The organism is Streptomyces sp. NPDC038707, from assembly GCF_040636485.1.
Classification (GTDB): Bacteria; Actinomycetota; Actinomycetes; order Streptomycetales; family Streptomycetaceae; genus Streptomyces.
Window position 1 is genome coordinate 1 of record NZ_JBEZUP010000034.1, and the last position, 15380, is coordinate 15380.

11 protein-coding genes are annotated in these 15380 nt (G+C 72.2%); 3 read left to right on the top strand and 8 right to left on the bottom strand.

Annotated elements, in window-relative coordinates:
- Positions 1 to 880, bottom strand: an 880-nt coding sequence (locus tag AB0E62_RS32245; protein WP_362201831.1) for a maltotransferase domain-containing protein, incomplete at its 3' end; no start/stop codon positions are given.
- Positions 881 to 1212: 332 nt separating this feature from the next.
- Here AB0E62_RS32245 and AB0E62_RS32250 point away from each other — a divergent pair.
- Positions 1213 to 3831 (top strand): glycosyltransferase family 1 protein, encoded by a 2619-nt coding sequence (locus tag AB0E62_RS32250; RefSeq protein ID WP_362201834.1) that lies wholly within the window; start codon positions 1213 to 1215, stop codon positions 3829 to 3831.
- Positions 3832 to 3870: 39 nt separating this feature from the next.
- Here the strand turns inward: AB0E62_RS32250 and AB0E62_RS32255 are convergent, their stop codons facing one another.
- The 4 genes from AB0E62_RS32255 to AB0E62_RS32270 form a co-directional block, all read right to left on the bottom strand.
- On the bottom strand, positions 3871 to 4305 hold the full coding sequence (locus AB0E62_RS32255) for a contact-dependent growth inhibition system immunity protein (RefSeq protein WP_362201836.1): 435 nt from the start codon (positions 4303 to 4305) through the stop codon (positions 3871 to 3873).
- Positions 4306 to 4309: 4 nt separating this feature from the next.
- Positions 4310 to 4831 carry a DUF1990 domain-containing protein gene (locus AB0E62_RS32260; protein WP_362201839.1) on the bottom strand — a complete coding sequence of 174 codons (522 nt, stop codon included), beginning with the start codon at positions 4829 to 4831 and terminating at the stop codon, positions 4310 to 4312.
- 74 nt (positions 4832 to 4905) lie between these two features.
- A complete protein-coding gene (locus tag AB0E62_RS32265; RefSeq protein ID WP_362201842.1) occupies positions 4906 to 6558 on the bottom strand; it encodes a M4 family metallopeptidase in 1653 nt (550 codons plus the stop codon).
- Between the two features lie 249 nt (positions 6559 to 6807).
- Positions 6808 to 8865, bottom strand: coding sequence for a M4 family metallopeptidase (locus AB0E62_RS32270; protein WP_362201845.1), 2058 nt, complete (start codon positions 8863 to 8865; stop codon positions 6808 to 6810).
- Between the two features lie 383 nt (positions 8866 to 9248).
- Here AB0E62_RS32270 and AB0E62_RS32275 point away from each other — a divergent pair, with 383 nt between their 5' ends.
- A complete protein-coding gene (locus AB0E62_RS32275) occupies positions 9249 to 11117 on the top strand; it encodes an ABC transporter ATP-binding protein (RefSeq protein WP_362201848.1) in 1869 nt (622 codons plus the stop codon).
- Positions 11114 to 12979, top strand: a complete 1866-nt coding sequence (locus AB0E62_RS32280) for an ABC transporter ATP-binding protein (RefSeq protein WP_362201851.1) — start codon at positions 11114 to 11116, stop codon at positions 12977 to 12979. Before AB0E62_RS32275 ends, AB0E62_RS32280 begins: the two co-directional genes overlap by 4 nt.
- A gap of 29 nt (positions 12980 to 13008) precedes the next feature.
- On the opposite strand, the gene AB0E62_RS32285 is transcribed toward AB0E62_RS32280, so the two are convergent.
- The 3 genes from AB0E62_RS32285 to AB0E62_RS32295 form a co-directional block, all read right to left on the bottom strand.
- Positions 13009 to 14421: a sulfatase-like hydrolase/transferase gene (locus AB0E62_RS32285; protein ID WP_362201854.1), complete on the bottom strand. Its 1413-nt coding sequence runs from the start codon at positions 14419 to 14421 to the stop codon at positions 13009 to 13011.
- Between the two features lie 115 nt (positions 14422 to 14536).
- A complete protein-coding gene (locus AB0E62_RS32290; protein ID WP_362201857.1) occupies positions 14537 to 14758 on the bottom strand; it encodes a putative leader peptide in 222 nt (73 codons plus the stop codon).
- Between the two features lie 96 nt (positions 14759 to 14854).
- Positions 14855 to 15355 carry an RICIN domain-containing protein gene (locus tag AB0E62_RS32295; RefSeq protein ID WP_362201860.1) on the bottom strand — a complete coding sequence of 167 codons (501 nt, stop codon included), beginning with the start codon at positions 15353 to 15355 and terminating at the stop codon, positions 14855 to 14857.
- Positions 15356 to 15380 lie beyond the last annotated feature (25 nt).

Here is a 15380-nt window from a genome sequence, read left to right on the forward strand (position 1 = left end):
AGAACTCGTACCACGAGCCGTACAGGGCGCGTTCGCGCTCCACCAGCAACGGCATCGCGTCCGAGGCGGTGACCAGCTCCCGCAGCGGATACCGGCCCAGCACCTCGGCCACCTCCGGGGCCAGGGCCGACGCGAGGCGCCAGGCGGCCGGGCGGTCGCGGTCCCGCAGGGCCGCCACCGCGTGCAGGACGGGCCCGCGCTCCGCCTCCGGCACCCCCGCGGCGGCCCGCTCGTACAGCAGCGCGCCCTCCGCCAGGACCAGTTCGGAGTCGATGCCCGCCGGAATCTTGATCCCGGCGTGCCCGCGCCAGGTGGTGAGCGGATCCGACCAGGCCTCCACCGTGTAGGTCCAGCGGCCCGGCGCGTCCGGCGTGACGGTGGCGCCCCAGCGGTCGGTGCCCGGGGCGAGTTCCCGCATCGGCGTCCAGGGCCCGGGCCGGCCCGCCGGGTCCCGCAGCACCACGTTCGCCCCGACGGCGTCGTGCCCCTCCCGGAACACGGTGGCCGACACCTCGAAGGACTCCCCGGTCACGGCCTTGGCGGGCCTGCGGCCGTGCTGCACCACGGGACGTACGTCCAGGATGGGAATGCGGCCGAGGGCGGTGGGCGCGCCGGCGGCGGGCGGTTCGCCGCGGGCAGCCCGTTCCCCGGCGGTGGTCCGTTCCCCGGAGGCGGTCGGTTCCCCGGGGCCGGCCGGTTCCCCGGCGGTGGGCGCGGTGGCCGGAACGGGCCGGTCCTCGGAGCCCGGTGCGGGCCCGTGAGGGGACGCGTGGGGGGACGCGTGGGCGGACGCCCCGCCCTTCCCTCCCGTCGGCTTCCTTCCTGCTGCCTTGGCCTTGCTGCTGGTCGTGGGTCGTGACGAGTGGTGCCTGGCGGGCATGACCGCTCCTGTCCGCTGCAACGTGGGTATGGGCGGATGGACGTGGGGAGGTGGGTCCTGCGGATGTGCTGTGGTGCGCCTGTGAGGTGGATACCGGAGAGCCTTCCCCCTGGGTTCGGGTGGGCAATCCGGCACTGTGTTAACTACTCGTGCGTACGTCCGCACACAAGACCGGTTCCCTCCCTTCCGGGTGCCCGGTGACCGGCACCTGACGCACCGACACCCCAGGCGGGTACGTCCCCACCGACCGCGCGGTAACCACTACCGTCGGAGGCGACGACGAGACGCACGGCTTCGTGCGGCTCACCCCGTGACGCGTCCCGAGGTGGAATGTGAAGGCGATCCGTCGGTTCACCGTCCGTCCCGTTCTCCCCGAGCCGCTCCGGCCGCTGAGCGACCTGGCGCGCAATCTGCGCTGGTCCTGGCATACGGAGACGCGCGACCTGTTCCAGTCCGTCGACCCCGAGGCCTGCGCCGCGGCCGGCGGCGACCCGGTACGGCTGCTCGGCCGGGTACGCCCCGCGCGGCTGGCCGAACTGGCCGGTGACCGGCGGTTCCTGCGCCGGCTGACCGCCGCCGCCGACGACCTCGACGACTATCTGACCGGCCAACGCTGGTACCAGACCCAGGCGGACGGTCTGCCCGCCGCCATCGCCTACTTCTCCCCGGAGTTCGGCATCACGGCCGCCCTCCCGCAGTACTCCGGCGGCCTCGGCATCCTGGCCGGCGACCACCTGAAGGCGGCCAGCGACCTCGGCGTGCCCCTGATCGGCGTCGGACTCCTGTACCGGCACGGCTACTTCCGCCAGACCCTCTCCCGGGACGGCTGGCAGCAGGAGCACTATCCGGTGCTCGACCCCAACGAACTGCCGCTCACCCAGCTGAAGGAGCCCGACGGCACGCCCGCGCACGTCTCCCTCGCCCTGCCCGGCGGCACGGAACTGCGCGCCCGGATCTGGCTGGCACAGGTGGGCCGGGTGCCGCTGCTGCTGCTCGACTCGGACGTGGAGGAGAACGACCTCGGCGAACGCGGGGTCACCGACCGGCTCTACGGCGGCGGCAGCGAACACCGGCTGCTCCAGGAGATGCTGCTCGGCATAGGAGGGGTGCGGGCGGTGCGGACGTACTGCCGGCTCACCGGGCACCCGGCACCCGAGGTGTTCCACACCAACGAGGGGCACGCCGGGTTCCTCGGCCTGGAACGGATCGCCGAACTGTGCGCGCGGGGGCTGGACTTCGACGCGGCCCTGGAGGCGGTGCGGGCCGGCACGGTGTTCACCACCCACACCCCGGTCCCGGCCGGCATCGACCGCTTCGACCGGGACCTGGTCGGCCGGCACTTCGGTCCCGACGCCGAACTGCCCGGCATCGACGTGCGGCGGGTGCTGGAGCTGGGCCGGGAGACGTACCCGGGAGGCGAGCCGAACCTGTTCAACATGGCGGTGATGGGGCTGCGGCTGGCCCAGCGCGCCAACGGGGTCTCGCTGCTGCACGGCCAGGTCAGCCGGGAGATGTTCGCGGGCCTGTGGCCGGGCTTCGACGCCGAGGAGGTGCCGATCACCTCGGTGACGAACGGGGTGCACGCCCCGACCTGGGTGGCGCCGGAGGTGCTGCGGCTGGCCACCCGGCAGGTCGGCGCCCAGCGGGCCGAGGACGCGCTGAGCGTCGGCGGCTCCGAGCGCTGGGACTCGGTCGCGGACATCCCGGACCAGGAGGTCTGGGAGCTGCGCCGCACCCTGCGCGAACGGCTGGTGCTGGAGGTGCGGGAGCGGCTGCGGGCGTCGTGGCGGCAACGCGGGGCCGGGGACGCCGAACTGGGCTGGATCGAGGGTGTCCTGGACCCGGACGTCCTGACGATCGGCTTCGCGCGCCGCGTCCCGTCGTACAAGCGCCTGACGCTGATGCTCCGCGACCGCGACCGCCTCACGGAGCTGCTCCTGCACCCCGAGCGGCCGGTGCAGATCGTGGTCGCGGGCAAGGCGCACCCGGCGGACGACGGTGGCAAACGGCTGGTGCAGGAACTGGTCCGCTTCGCCGACGACCCACGGGTGCGCCACCGCATCGTCTTCCTCCCCGACTACGGCATGGCGATGGCGCAGAAGCTCTACCCCGGCTGCGACGTGTGGCTGAACAACCCGCTGCGTCCCCTGGAGGCGTGCGGTACGTCGGGCATGAAGGCGGCCCTGAACGGCTGCCTGAACCTGTCGGTGCTGGACGGCTGGTGGGACGAGTGGTTCCAGCCGGACTTCGGCTGGGCGATCCCGACGGCCGACGGGCCCGGCACGGACCCGGACCATCGAGACGACATCGAGGCGGCGGCCCTGTACGACCTGCTGGAACAGCGGATCGCACCGCGCTTCTACGAACGCGGACGGGCCGGTCTGCCCGACCGCTGGATCCAGATGGTCCGCCGGACCCTCTCCCTGCTCGGTCCGAAGGTGCTGGCCGGCCGCATGGTCCGCGAGTACGTGGACCGCCTGTACGCCCCCGCCGCCCGGGCCCACCGCGCGCTGACCCCGGACACCGCCCGGGACCTGGCCGCCTGGAAGTCCCGGGTACGGGCGGCCTGGCCCGGGGTGAGCGTGGACCACGTGGAGACGACGGCGACGACACCCACGGCGGAACTCGGGGCGACGGTGGGGCTGCGGGTCCGGGTGGCCCTCGGCGAGCTGACCCCCGACGACGTGGAGGTGCAGGCGGTGTCGGGCCGGGTGGACGAGCAGGACCGCATCACCGACGCCACGGTGGTCCCGCTGAAGCCGGCCGGCGTCCCCGACCTGGAGGGCCGCCTGCTCTACGAGGGCCCCCTGTCCCTGGACCGCACCGGCCCCTACGGCTACACGGTCCGCATCCTCCCCACCCACCCCCTCCTCGCCTCCCCCGCGGAAACGGGCCTGATGACGGTCCCGTCGGAGGAGGTGGTGGAGGGGGCGGGGATGGTGCTGCGGTGAGAGGGCGGGGCGCCCGCCGGATCACTCGTCCTGAGCGGCTCACGGCATCAGCAGATCCGCCAGAGCCGCCCGGAAGCCTTCCACCTCCCGCCGGATGTACGGCGAGAGACCGGTGAGCATGCGCGCGGTCTCGTCAAGGTGACGTGCGAGGCGTGGATCTTCCCGCCATACCGATTCCCCGCGCGACAACACCGCCGACAACAGATCGTCGTCGTACCAGCCGGTCGCTGCCTCCTGTGGCGCTGTACCCCGCAGATGGTCCAGGGCCACGGGAAGCAGCCGGCGAAGCCCGACGTTCCGGCCGATCAGCCGGCGCAGTTCCGCCACGGAAAGATCCTTGACGGCTCGCCGTCGCAGTTCGTGCACGCTGCGAACCAGGCCCGCGCCGCCCTGCGGAGGCTCGGGCCACCGCTCCCCCTCCAGGTCCTCGATGGACTTGTTCCTGTCAACGGAACCGGAAAGCGTGATGTCCACCCGGTCAGGGCTGTGGCTGGTTCTCGCACAGGCGTTTCAGTACCGTTCCGCAGCGGCGGGCGTAGGCGTGTTGGAGGCCCCTGGTCGCCGGGCCGCCCGCTCTGGCGTACCACGAGGCCGCCTTGCTGAAGGCGGACACCGTGAGCCAGACCGTGCCGTCGCCGGTGCGGTCGACCACGAAGGCCTCCTCGCCGCACTCGGGGTGGCCCGTGAGGGTGCCGTAGGCCCAGCCGGCGCGGCGGGGCTCCTCGGTGGTCCAGATGATGCGGCAGGGTGCCTTGACGACACCGGCCAGGGTGACCGTGACGTCGACGCCGGGGGCCGCGCGGTCGGCGGCGGCGTCGATGCCGACGCCCAGCGCGCGGTGCATCTCCCAGGTCAGGACCGCCTCGGCGGCCCGCCGGAACACCGCGTGGCCCTCGCCGAGGCGGGTGCGCACGAGCATGGGGCGGAAGCCGGGCGGGCAGAACGTCAGGTCGTCGCGGGTCGCACCGACCGGCTCATAGGTGAAGGACGCCGAGGACATGGGTCACAAGGGTAGGGCGGCCCCCGGGAACGCGATGTCCCCGGGGGCCGCCCCGTGTGCCCGTCGGGCAGGTGCTAGTTGACGTTGACGGCGGTCCAGGCCGCCGCGACCGCCTTGTACTCGGCGCTGGTGGAGCCGTACAGCGCGGACGCCGCGTTCAGGGTCGCCGTGCGGGCGGCCTTGTAGTTGGTCGTCGACGTCATGTACGAGGTCAGCGCCTTGTACCAGATCTGCAGCGCCTTGGCACGGCCGATGCCGGTGACGGCGGAGCCGTTGTACGTCGGCGAGTTGTAGGTGACGCCGTTGATCGTCTTCGAACCGCTGCCCTCCGAGAGGAGGTAGAAGAAGTGGTTCGCGACGCCGGACGAGTAGTGGACGTCCTTGTTGCCGACGGTGGAGGACCAGTAGTCGGCGGAGCCGCCGTCCTTGCTGGGCTTGTCCATGTAGCGCAGCGGGGTGCCGTCGCCGTTGATGTCGATCTTCTCGCCGATGAGGTAGTCACCGGGGTCGGACGCGTTGTTGGCGAAGAACTCCACGCCCGTGCCGAAGATGTCGCTGGTGGCCTCGTTCAGGCCGCCGGACTCACCGGAGTAGTTGAGGCCCGCGGTGTTGGAGGTGACGCCGTGGCTCATCTCGTGGCCGGCCACGTCCAGCGAGGTCAGCGGGTCGGCGTTGCCGGAGCCGTCGCCGTAGGTCATGCAGAAGCAGCTGTCGTCCCAGAACGCGTTGACGTAGGCGTTGCCGTAGTGGACGCGGGAGTAGGCGCCGACACCGTTGTTCTTGATGCCGTTGCGGCCGAACGTGCTCTTGTAGAAGTCCCAGGTCACGCCCGCGCCGTAGGCGGCGTCGGCGGCCGCCGTCTGGTCGGAGGAGGAGGTCGAGGCGGTACCGGTGCCGAAGACGTTGGTCGAGTTGGCCACCAGGGTGCCCGTGCCGGACGTCTTGCGGGCCAGGTTGTAGGTCTTGTGGTTGCCCCGCGCGCTGTCGGTGAGCTGATACGTCGAGCCCGACTGCACGGAGTTGAGGGTGACCGTGCCCGAGTACAGCGTCTTGCCGGTCGCGTTCTCGATGCCCTGGTACTCGTAGAGCTTCTTGCCGGTGGCCGCGTCGGTGATGACGTGCAGCTGGTTCGGGGTGCCGTCGTCCTGGAGGCCGCCGACCACCGTCTCGTAGGCGAGGACGGGCTTGCCGGAGCCGGCCCAGATGACCTTGCGGGCACCGTCCGCGGCGGTCTTGGCGGAGCCGAGCGCCTTGGCGGCGGACACCGCCTGCTGCTCGGCCTTGGCGGCGGTGACCCGCGGCGTGAGCGAGGCCGGCTTCAGGGCCGCGGAGGTGGCCTTGGTGACGCCCTTGGTCTCGCCGGACGCGGCGGTGTGGACGATCAGGTCGCCGCCCAGCACCGGCAGGCCCGCGTAGGTGCGCTCGTAGCGGGTGTGCAGGGTGCCGTCGGCGTCCTTGACGACGTCCTTGGCGACCAGCTTCTCCTGGGCGCCGAGGCCTATGTGCGCCGCGGTCTCGGCCGCGCCGGACTGGGCCTGCTGGATCAGGGAGGTGCGGGCCGCGGCGGACAGCGCGGTCGGGGCGGCGGCCAGAGGCTTGGCAGTGGCTCCGGTCGGAGTCTGCGCGCTCGCGCTGGTGGTCAGACCGGTGGTGAGGAGGGCTCCGGCGGCAACGGCGGTGGCGATGGCCAGAGTGGTGCGCTTGTGACGCGCGTAGAGGGGGCTCACGCAAGCTCCTTCTCGTGGGGGAGTCCGGTCAGCGTGGGGTTACTGGCCGGAGTGTGTGGCGTGCTGAGGATGCTGTGCTGCGGCGGGTGGAGAGAGAGTGACATCAAGGGCGCGTACATGTCAGGACCCTGAAGTGATGTTGGCTGAAAATCGACCAACCGGTGAACGTTTCGGGGGTGTTAAGCGGCGCCGCCCGAGGGAGTCGGACCCCCGGGCAACGCCGTCAACTGGGGCCTGATGTCCCTCGGTTTACGGGAAGGTCAGCTTCCAGCCGTTGATCGTTCCCGTGTCGTAGGTGGCTTGATCCTGTACCCGCAGCTTCCAGGTTCCATTGGCCGGTTCGGCCGCCGCGTTCACCGTGTAGGTCTCGTTGACACCCTCGCCCGAGTCCGAGGAGCTGTAGCTCTTGAGCCGGTAGGCGGTGCCCGACGGGCCGACGAGGTCGATCACCAGGTCACCGCGCCAGGTGTGCGCGATGTCCACGCTCACCTGGAGGTTGCCCGGCGCGTTCCCGGTCCGGCCGGAGACGGTGATGTCCGAGGTGACGGCTGGCCCGTTGTCCGGGATGGCCACCGGCGTGCTGCTCTCGTACGAGGTGCCGCCGCCCCCGCCACCGCCGCCGGAGCGGGCCCCGACCCCGACGCCCGCCCAGGCGTCCTGCACCGCCTTGTACTCGGCGCTGGTGGTGCCGTACAGCTCGCCGGCCGCCGCGAGGGTGCCGGTGCGGGCGCCCGCGTAGTTGGTGGTGGAGGTCCACTTGGTGGACAGCGCCCGGTACCAGATCTGCAGCGCCTTGTCCCGGCCGATGCCGGTGACCGGCAGGCCGTCGGCGGTGGGCGAGTTGTAGCTGACACCGTTGACGACCTTCGCGCCGCTGCCCTCGCTCAGCAGGTAGAAGAAGTGGTTCGCCGGGCCGGACGAGTAGTGCACGTCCACGCCGCCGATGCCCGAGTACCAGTTGTCCTTGGACGCGCCGTCCTTGCTGGGCTTGTCCATGTAGCGCAGCGGGCTGCCGTTGCCGTTGATGTCGATCTTCTCGCCGACCAGGTAGTCCCCGACGTCGGTGGAGTTGTTCGCGTAGAACTCCACGCCCGCGGCCATGATGTCGCTGGTGGCCTCGTTCAGGCCGCCGGACTCGCCGCTGTAGGTGAGGTTCGCGGTGGCGGAGGTGACGCCGTGGCTCATCTCGTGGCCGGCGACGTCGATCGAGGTGAGCGGCTTGGTGTTGCCGGAGCCGTCGCCGTAGGTCATGCAGAAGCAGCTGTCTGTCCAGAACGCGTTGACGTACGCGTTGCCGTAGTGGACGCGGGAGTAGGCGCCGACGCCGTTGTTCTTGATGCCGGTGCGGCCGAAGGTGTTCTTGTAGAAGTCCCAGGTGAGCGCGGCGCCGTAGTGGGCGTCCGCGCCCGCGGTGGCCGCGTTGGAGCTGGTGCCGTTGCCCCAGGTGTCCGAGGACTGCGAGAACAGCGTGCCGGTGCCCGAGGTGCCGCGGTTGAGGTTGTACGTCTTGTGGCCGCCGCGCGCCCCGTCGGTGAGTGTGTACGCCGAACCCGACTGGGTGGTGGTCAGCGTGACCTGCCCGCTGTACTGCGTGTTGCCCACGCCGTTCCTGACGCCCTGGTACTCGTAGAGCTTCGCGCCCGTGGCCGCGTCGGTGATGACGTGCAGCTCGTTCGGGGTGCCGTCCTCCTGGAGCCCCCCGACCACCGTCTCGTACGCCAGCACCGGCTTTCCGGTCGCCGCCCAGATCACCTTGCGGACGCTGTCCGCGGCCGGCCTCGTCCCGCCGAGCGCCTTCGCCCGCTGTACGGCCTGCCGCTCGGCGGCCGTCCTCGGCACGGCCGGGGTGAGACCGGCGACCCTCAGCGTGGCGTTGGTGGCCCGCACGACCTCCATGGTCTTGCCGGCGGTGTCCGTGGCCACGACCAGGTCGCCGCCGAGCACCGGCAGGCCCGCGTACGTCCGCTCGTACCGGGTGTGCAGGGTGCCGTCGGCGTCCTTGACGACGTCCTTGACGACCAGTTCCTCCCGCTCGCCCAGGCCGAGTTGGCGGGCGGCGGCGGCCCGGCCGGCGTCGGCGTGCCGGATCAGCTCGGCGCGCTGCGAGGGGGTCAGCTTGACCGCCGCGTGCGCCGGGTTCACCTGGCCGGCCCGCGGTGCCGCCGGGGCGGCGGTGGCGGCGCCGGCCTGGACGGCGGCGGCGATGAGGGCGGCTGCGCCGGCGAGGGCGACGGTGGCGGTGCGGCGGTGCGTGGAGCGGTGGTGCGTGGTGTGGGAGGTGCGTCCGCGAGAGGCATTGCTTCTCAACACTGACTCCTTCTGCGGGACCGCGGGTCGCGCGGCCAGGGGAGACCGGACGGTGGGTTTCGGGCGTCCGGGCAGAACAGGGCGTTACGCGGAACCAGGTGCGGGTGCTCGGCCGGCCCACGCGAGCGTGCGGAGGACTGTGGGGTCGCTGTGAGTCGGCCTGGGAAGAGTGGCAGGAGATCTCACTGCCTGTCAGGAGCGCGTCACAAACTTGGCCGGAAATGGTCCGTTGACCGGATGTTCATGTTCGGTATGCGAACCGTTGGGACGGGCCGGGCTGGGAATGTTTCCCTGCCCGCCTCCGGTCGCGGGGCCCGGGTTCCGGTGCGGTCCGGCCAAAACTCGGTGGGCGCGACCGGTGGGGGTCCGTACGCTCGCGATTGATGCCCACGACACGCGCAACCGCCGACCGTTCCGCCGTACGCACCCTGCTGCGGCTGTGGCCGTACGTCCGCCCCGTGCGCGCCCGGCTGTTCACCGCCGCGCTCGTCGCGGTGGTCGCCTCCTGTACCGGGCTGGTGATCCCGCTCGTCCTGAAGTGGCTGGTGGACGGGCCGGTCGCCGACCGCGACCCGGCGGGCGTGTGGCTCGGCGCGCTGTACGTGCTGCTGCTCGGCATCGCCGAAGCGGTCCTGTTCGGCATCCGGCGCTGGCTCGTGGCCCGGCCGCTGTCGCACGTGGAGGCGGAGATGCGGGCGGCCCTCTACCGCCGGCTGCAACGCCTGCCGGTCGCCTTCCACGACCGCTGGGCGTCCGGCCAGCTGCTCTCGCGCGGCACCACCGACCTGATGCTGCTGCGCATGTTCCTCGCCTTCCCGCTCACCTTCCTGCTGGTCAACGGCGTGACGATCCTGGTCGGCGTGGTCATCATGCTGCTCCAGGACTGGCTGCTGGGCCTGGTCGTCCTCGGCCCCGCCCTCCCCGTGATGTGGACCTGCGCGGTCTTCGAACGGCGGTACGCCGAGGTGGCCCGGCGCGCCCAGGACCAGGTCGGGGACCTGACGACGGTGGTCGAGGAGAGCGTGCTCGGCATCCGCGTCGTCAAGGGCTTCGGCCGCCACCGCAGCCAGGAGCACGCCTTCCGGGAACTCGCCGGCCGGCTCCGGGGCACGGAACTGCGCAAGGCGCGGCTGCTGGCCACCATCTGGGCGGTCATCGTGACGCTGCCCGAAGTGGCCATCGGGGCGGCCCTGGTCCTGGGCGCCGTCCGCGTCGCCGACGGGGCGCTGTCCGCGGGCACGCTGGTCGCCTTCCTCAGCACGGCGCTCGCGCTGCGCTGGCCCGTCGACTCCATCGGCTTCCTGCTGGCCATGAGCCAGGAGGCGGCGACGGCCACGGAACGCTACTTCGAGGTGATGGACGAGGCGCCGGAGGGCGAGCCGGGCCGGAGCAGGGCCGCGGTCGGCACGGTGGCCGGGTCCGGGGCGGGGGAGGGACTCGGGTCCGGTGCGCGGGCGGGCGCCGGAACCGGTACGGAGTCCGGAACCGGTACGGAGTCCGGCCCCGGCTCCGGGATCCGCTTCGAAGGGGTCCGGTTCCGGTATCCCGACGCGCCCCCCGGCTCCCCGCCCCTCCTGGACGGCATCGACCTGCACATACGGCACGGTGAGTCCATGGCGCTCGTCGGTGCCACCGGCAGCGGGAAGACCACGCTCACCGCCCTCGTACCGCGCCTGTACGACGTCACCTCCGGCCGGATCACGCTGAACGGTGTGGACATCACCGCCATGTCCCGCGAGGAACTGCGGTCCCGGGTCGCCGTGGCGTTCGAGGAACCCACCCTGTTCTCGGCGAGCGTCGGCGAGAACGTGCTGATGGGCGCCCCGGACGGGGCCGGGAAGGCCGAGCTGGACCGGGCCCTCGCCATCGCCCGGGCCGACTTCGCGCACGTCTTGCCGCAGGGCACGGACACCCGCGTGGGCGAACAGGGCCTCAGTCTCTCCGGCGGCCAGCGCCAGCGCCTCGCACTGGCCCGCGCGGTGGTCGGCCGGCCCGAGTTCCTCGTGCTGGACGACCCGCTGTCCGCCCTGGACGTGCACACCGAGGCCGCCGTGGAGGCCGCGCTGCGCCAGGTCCTCGCCGACACCACCGCGCTGATCGTCGCCCACCGGCCGTCCACGGTGCTGCTCGCCGACCGGGTCGCCCTGCTCTCGGGCGGCCGGATCGCGGCCGTCGGCACCCATCGCCAACTGCTGCGCGACAACGCCGAGTACGCCCACCTGATGTCCGGGCAAGAGGAGGTCTCCCGTTGACCACCACGTCCGCCTCCACCCCCGCCGTCACCGCCGACGATCCCGCGGCCCCCCGGGACCCGGCCGGCCCGGGCGACCCCTTCGACCGGGACGTCCTGCCCGCCCCGGCCGGCGCCACCACCGCCCTGCTGCGCTCGCTGCTCGCGCCGATGAAGGCCCGGGTCGCGCTGACCTCGCTCCTGCTGCTGCTCCAGCAGGCGGCGGTACAGGCGGGCCCGCTGCTGGTGGCGTACGCCATCGACACCGCCGTACCGGCGTTCCGGGACGACCGGAACGGCCCCATGATCGCGGTCGCCGCCGGCTACCTGCTGTGCGCGCTCGCCTCGGGCGCTGTGCAGTTCGCGTTCGTCGACGTCTCCGCGCGGGTCAGCCAGGACGTGCTGCTGGACCTGCGGGGCCGGATCTTCCGGCACGCGCAGGCGCTGAGCATCGACTTCCACGAGCGCTACACCTCGGGTCGGCTGATCTCCCGGGCCACCACGGACGTGGAGTCGCTGCGCGAACTCCTGGACGAGGGGCTCCAGGAGCTGGTGACCATCGTCCTGTCCTTCGTCTCCGTCTCCGCCCTGCTGCTCTGGCTCGACCTCGGCATCGGCGCGGTCGCGGTGGCGTCCTTCGTGCCCCTGTACCTGCTCGCCCGGCTCTACCGGCGGCGCGCGGGGCGGGTGTTCGGCGCGCGGTCCACGGCCATCGCGGCGGTGATCGTGAAGTTCACGGAGACGATGAACGGCATCCGCCCGGTGCGTGCCTTCCGCCGGGAGGCCGCGAACGACGCCGGTTTCGCGCTGCTGAACGCCCGGCACGAGCGCAGGAACGGGGACGCGCTGCTGGAGATGGCCCGCTATGTGGTCGGCTCCCGGCTGGTGGCCAGCACGGCGATCGCGGCGATGGTGCTGTGGGGCGCCCACCGGGTGGCGTCCGGCTCGCTGGAGCTGGGTGTGCTGGCGGCGGCGGTGCTGTATCTGCGCCGGCTGTACGACCCGATCGACCGGCTCGCCATGTTCCTCAACTCCTACCAGTCGGCCGCGGCCTCCCTGGAGAAGATCGCCGGGCTGCTGGCCCAGGAGCCGACCGTGCCCGAGCCGGCCGCCCCGCGCCGGCTGCCGCCGCTGGAGACCGGCCTCCCGGGCCGCGAGGTGGTGTTCGACGGGGTCCGGTTCGGTTACCGCACCGGGGGCGAGGTGCTGCCCCGCCTCGATCTCACCCTGCCCGCCGGCCAGACGGTCGCGGTGGTCGGCGCCACCGGCGCGGGCAAGTCCACCCTGGCCAAGCTGCTCGCCCGGTTCTACGACCCCTCCGCCGGGCGCGTGCTGCTGGACGGCGTGGACCTGCGCGAACTGCCCCTGGCCGAACTGCGGCGCGGCGTGGTCATGGTGACGCAGGAGGCGTTCCTGTTCTCCGGGACGGTCGCCGACAACATCGCCCTCGGCCGGCCCGGCGCCACCCGGGAGGAGATCGAACGGGCGGCGCGGGAGATCGGCGCGCACGAGTTCATCGGCGCGCTGCCCGACGGCTACGACACCGACGTGCGCAAGCGCGGCGGCCGCATCTCCGCCGGACAGCGCCAACTGGTCGCCTTCGCGCGGGCGTTGCTCGCCGACCCGGCGGTGCTGATCCTGGACGAGGCGACCAGCTCGCTGGACGTGCCGGGGGAGCGGGCGGTGCAGCGGGCGATGGCGACCGTGCTGCGGGGCCGCACCGCCGTACTGATCGCCCACCGGCTGTCCACCGTCGAGATCGCGGACCGGGTGCTGGTCATGGAAGGCGGCCGCGTCGTCGAGGACGGCACCCCGGACGAACTGATCGCGGGCACGGGCCGGTTCGCGGGCCTCCACCGGGCATGGCGGGACAGCCTGGCCTGACCCGCGAGCTCACCGGCCGCCGCCGCGCGTCACCCCCGGCCCGGGTACGGCAGCAGGCCGCTCGCCGTCCGCTCCCACGCCGCCTTCAGCTCGGCCAGCAGGTCCGGACGGTCCGGGGCCAGGTCGGCCTGCTCACGGAGGTCGGTGGCGAGGTGGTAGAGGTGGTCGGTGCCGGAGGCGTCCTGGTAGTACTTCCAGTCGCCCCGGCGCAGCGCCCGGTTGTTCCGGACCCGCCAGAACAGGTCGCGTTCGGGCAGGCGTTCGCCGCGCAGCAGGTAGCCCGCGAGGCTGGTGCCGTCCAGGGGGTGGGCGGGGTCGGGGCGGGCGCCGCCGAGCTCCAGCAGGGTCGCGGTCCAGTCGGGGGAGAAGTTCGGCTCGTGGCTGACCTGGTGGCCGTCGATCCGGGCCGGCCAGCGCAGGATGGTGGGCACCCGGATGCCGCCCTCCTGGAGGCCCGACTTCCCGCCGCTCAGCGGCCACTGGTACGACCAGCGCTCACCGCCGTTGTCGCTGGCGAACAGCACCAGCGTGTTCTCCTCCTGCCCGGAGCGGCGCAGCGCGGCCAGCACCTCGCCGACCGCCGCGTCCAGGCTCTGCACCATCTCGGTGTACTTGGCGACCGAGCCGCCGTCGCGGTGGGTTAGGGCCGCGGTGGCCTCGGCCGCCGTCGACGCGGCCCGGACCCGCTCGGCGATCACGGCGCCGGTCTCCGCGTCCCCCTCCGCCAGCCACGGCCAGTGCGGGGTGGTGAAGTTGAGGTTGAGCAGCCAGGGCCGGCGGTGTCTGCGGCCGACGTACTCGACGGCCCGCTCGGTCAGCACGGTGGTGTAGTAGCGCAGGTCGCGGTACTCGGCGTCGCCCTCGTACAGGTCGTAGTCGCCGAGCTGGCCCAGCTTGGAGAAGTACTCCAGGACCCCGCCGAAGTTGCCGAAGAACTCGTCCCAGCCGGACTTGGTGGGGCTGTAGTCGGGCAGCCAGCCGCAGTGCCACTTGCCGATGAGGGCCGTGTCGTAGCCGGCCTTCTTCAGCAGTGAGGCGAGCGTCGGGTGGTTCGGGTCCAACCCCTGGGAGCGGTCGGCCACCGGCTCGGCGAGGCCGCCTCGGGTACGGCCCGGGTAGCGGCCGGTGTAGAGGCTGAAGCGGGTCGGCGAGCAGGTCGCCGAGCCGGAGTAGGCGTCGGTGAAGCGCACTCCCTGGCGGGCGAGCCGGTCCAGGTTCGGGGTCTTGATGTGCGGTGCGCCGTACGAGGAGAGGTCGGCCCAGCCCAGGTCGTCGCCGAGGATGACCAGGACGTTGGGGCGGGGCCCGGAAGCGGCGGCGGTGCGGGACCGGAAGGGGTGTTCGGCGGGGGCGGCCTGGGCGGGGGTCGCGGCACCGGCGACGGTGGACACCGCGCCGCCGCCGAGCAGACCGCCGAAGACACGGCGGGATATGTCGGACATGCGAGATCCTCGGAAGGGCCGTGCCCCGGCACAGGGCACGGCGAGGTGAAGGCGGGAAGAAAAGGAAGAAGAGGAAGAAGAGAAAGGGGAGGAAGAGAGGGAGCGGGGGTGCGGGTCAGCGACACAGAGCGCTGGACTGCCGGCACAGGTCCACATGCCGCCGCGCCACCAGCGCGATGCGCGCGTGTGCGGGTTCCGTGGCAGGCCTCATGATCACAGGACGGTGCCAGGAAGCCGCCGGACCCGTCAAGACGCTGTCCGTCAGGCGGGACCGGAGCGGTCCCGCGGCCGGCGCGGCAGCGGGTGCGCGGGAACAGCGGAGGGCCCCGGGGATCATCGGATCCCCGGGGCCCTCGTGTGACGCGCGCTCAGCCGCTCACCGGTTGCGTGGCGGCTTCCGCGGCCCTCACGGGCGCTCGTCCGCCACAGCCGGTCACACCCAGTTCCACTTCTGGTCCTTGTTGCCGTTGCAGCTCCACTGGATCGCGTTGGTCCCCTTGCCGAAACTGCCGGACCCGGCCAGGCACTTCTTGGAATTCCTGTTCACGATCTCCTTGGGACCGCTGCCCGACTTCACGTACCACTTCTGGTCGGGGTTCCCGTTGCAGTCCCACACCGAGATCTTCGCGCCCCGCGCCGTCGAGCCACCGTAGGTGCCCAGGCACTGGCCGTTGCCGTTGATCAGCTGGTAGAAGTTCCCGAGGACGTCCTCGCCGACCTCGTTGAAGGTCCAGCGCTGATCGCGGTTGCCGTTGCAGGACCACATGTACCCGACGGTGCGGTCGGCCCCGTTCAGGCTTCCCAGACAGAAGCCGTAACCGTTCTTCAGGCTCTTTCCGCCCGCGGCCGAGGCCGTCGGCGCGAGCCCGACCACCGTCACCAGTGCGGCCGACACGGCCCCCGTCATCATCGATGCGCGCGCGAACCTGTTCATCGTCAAAACCCCTCCGTGCGTTCAT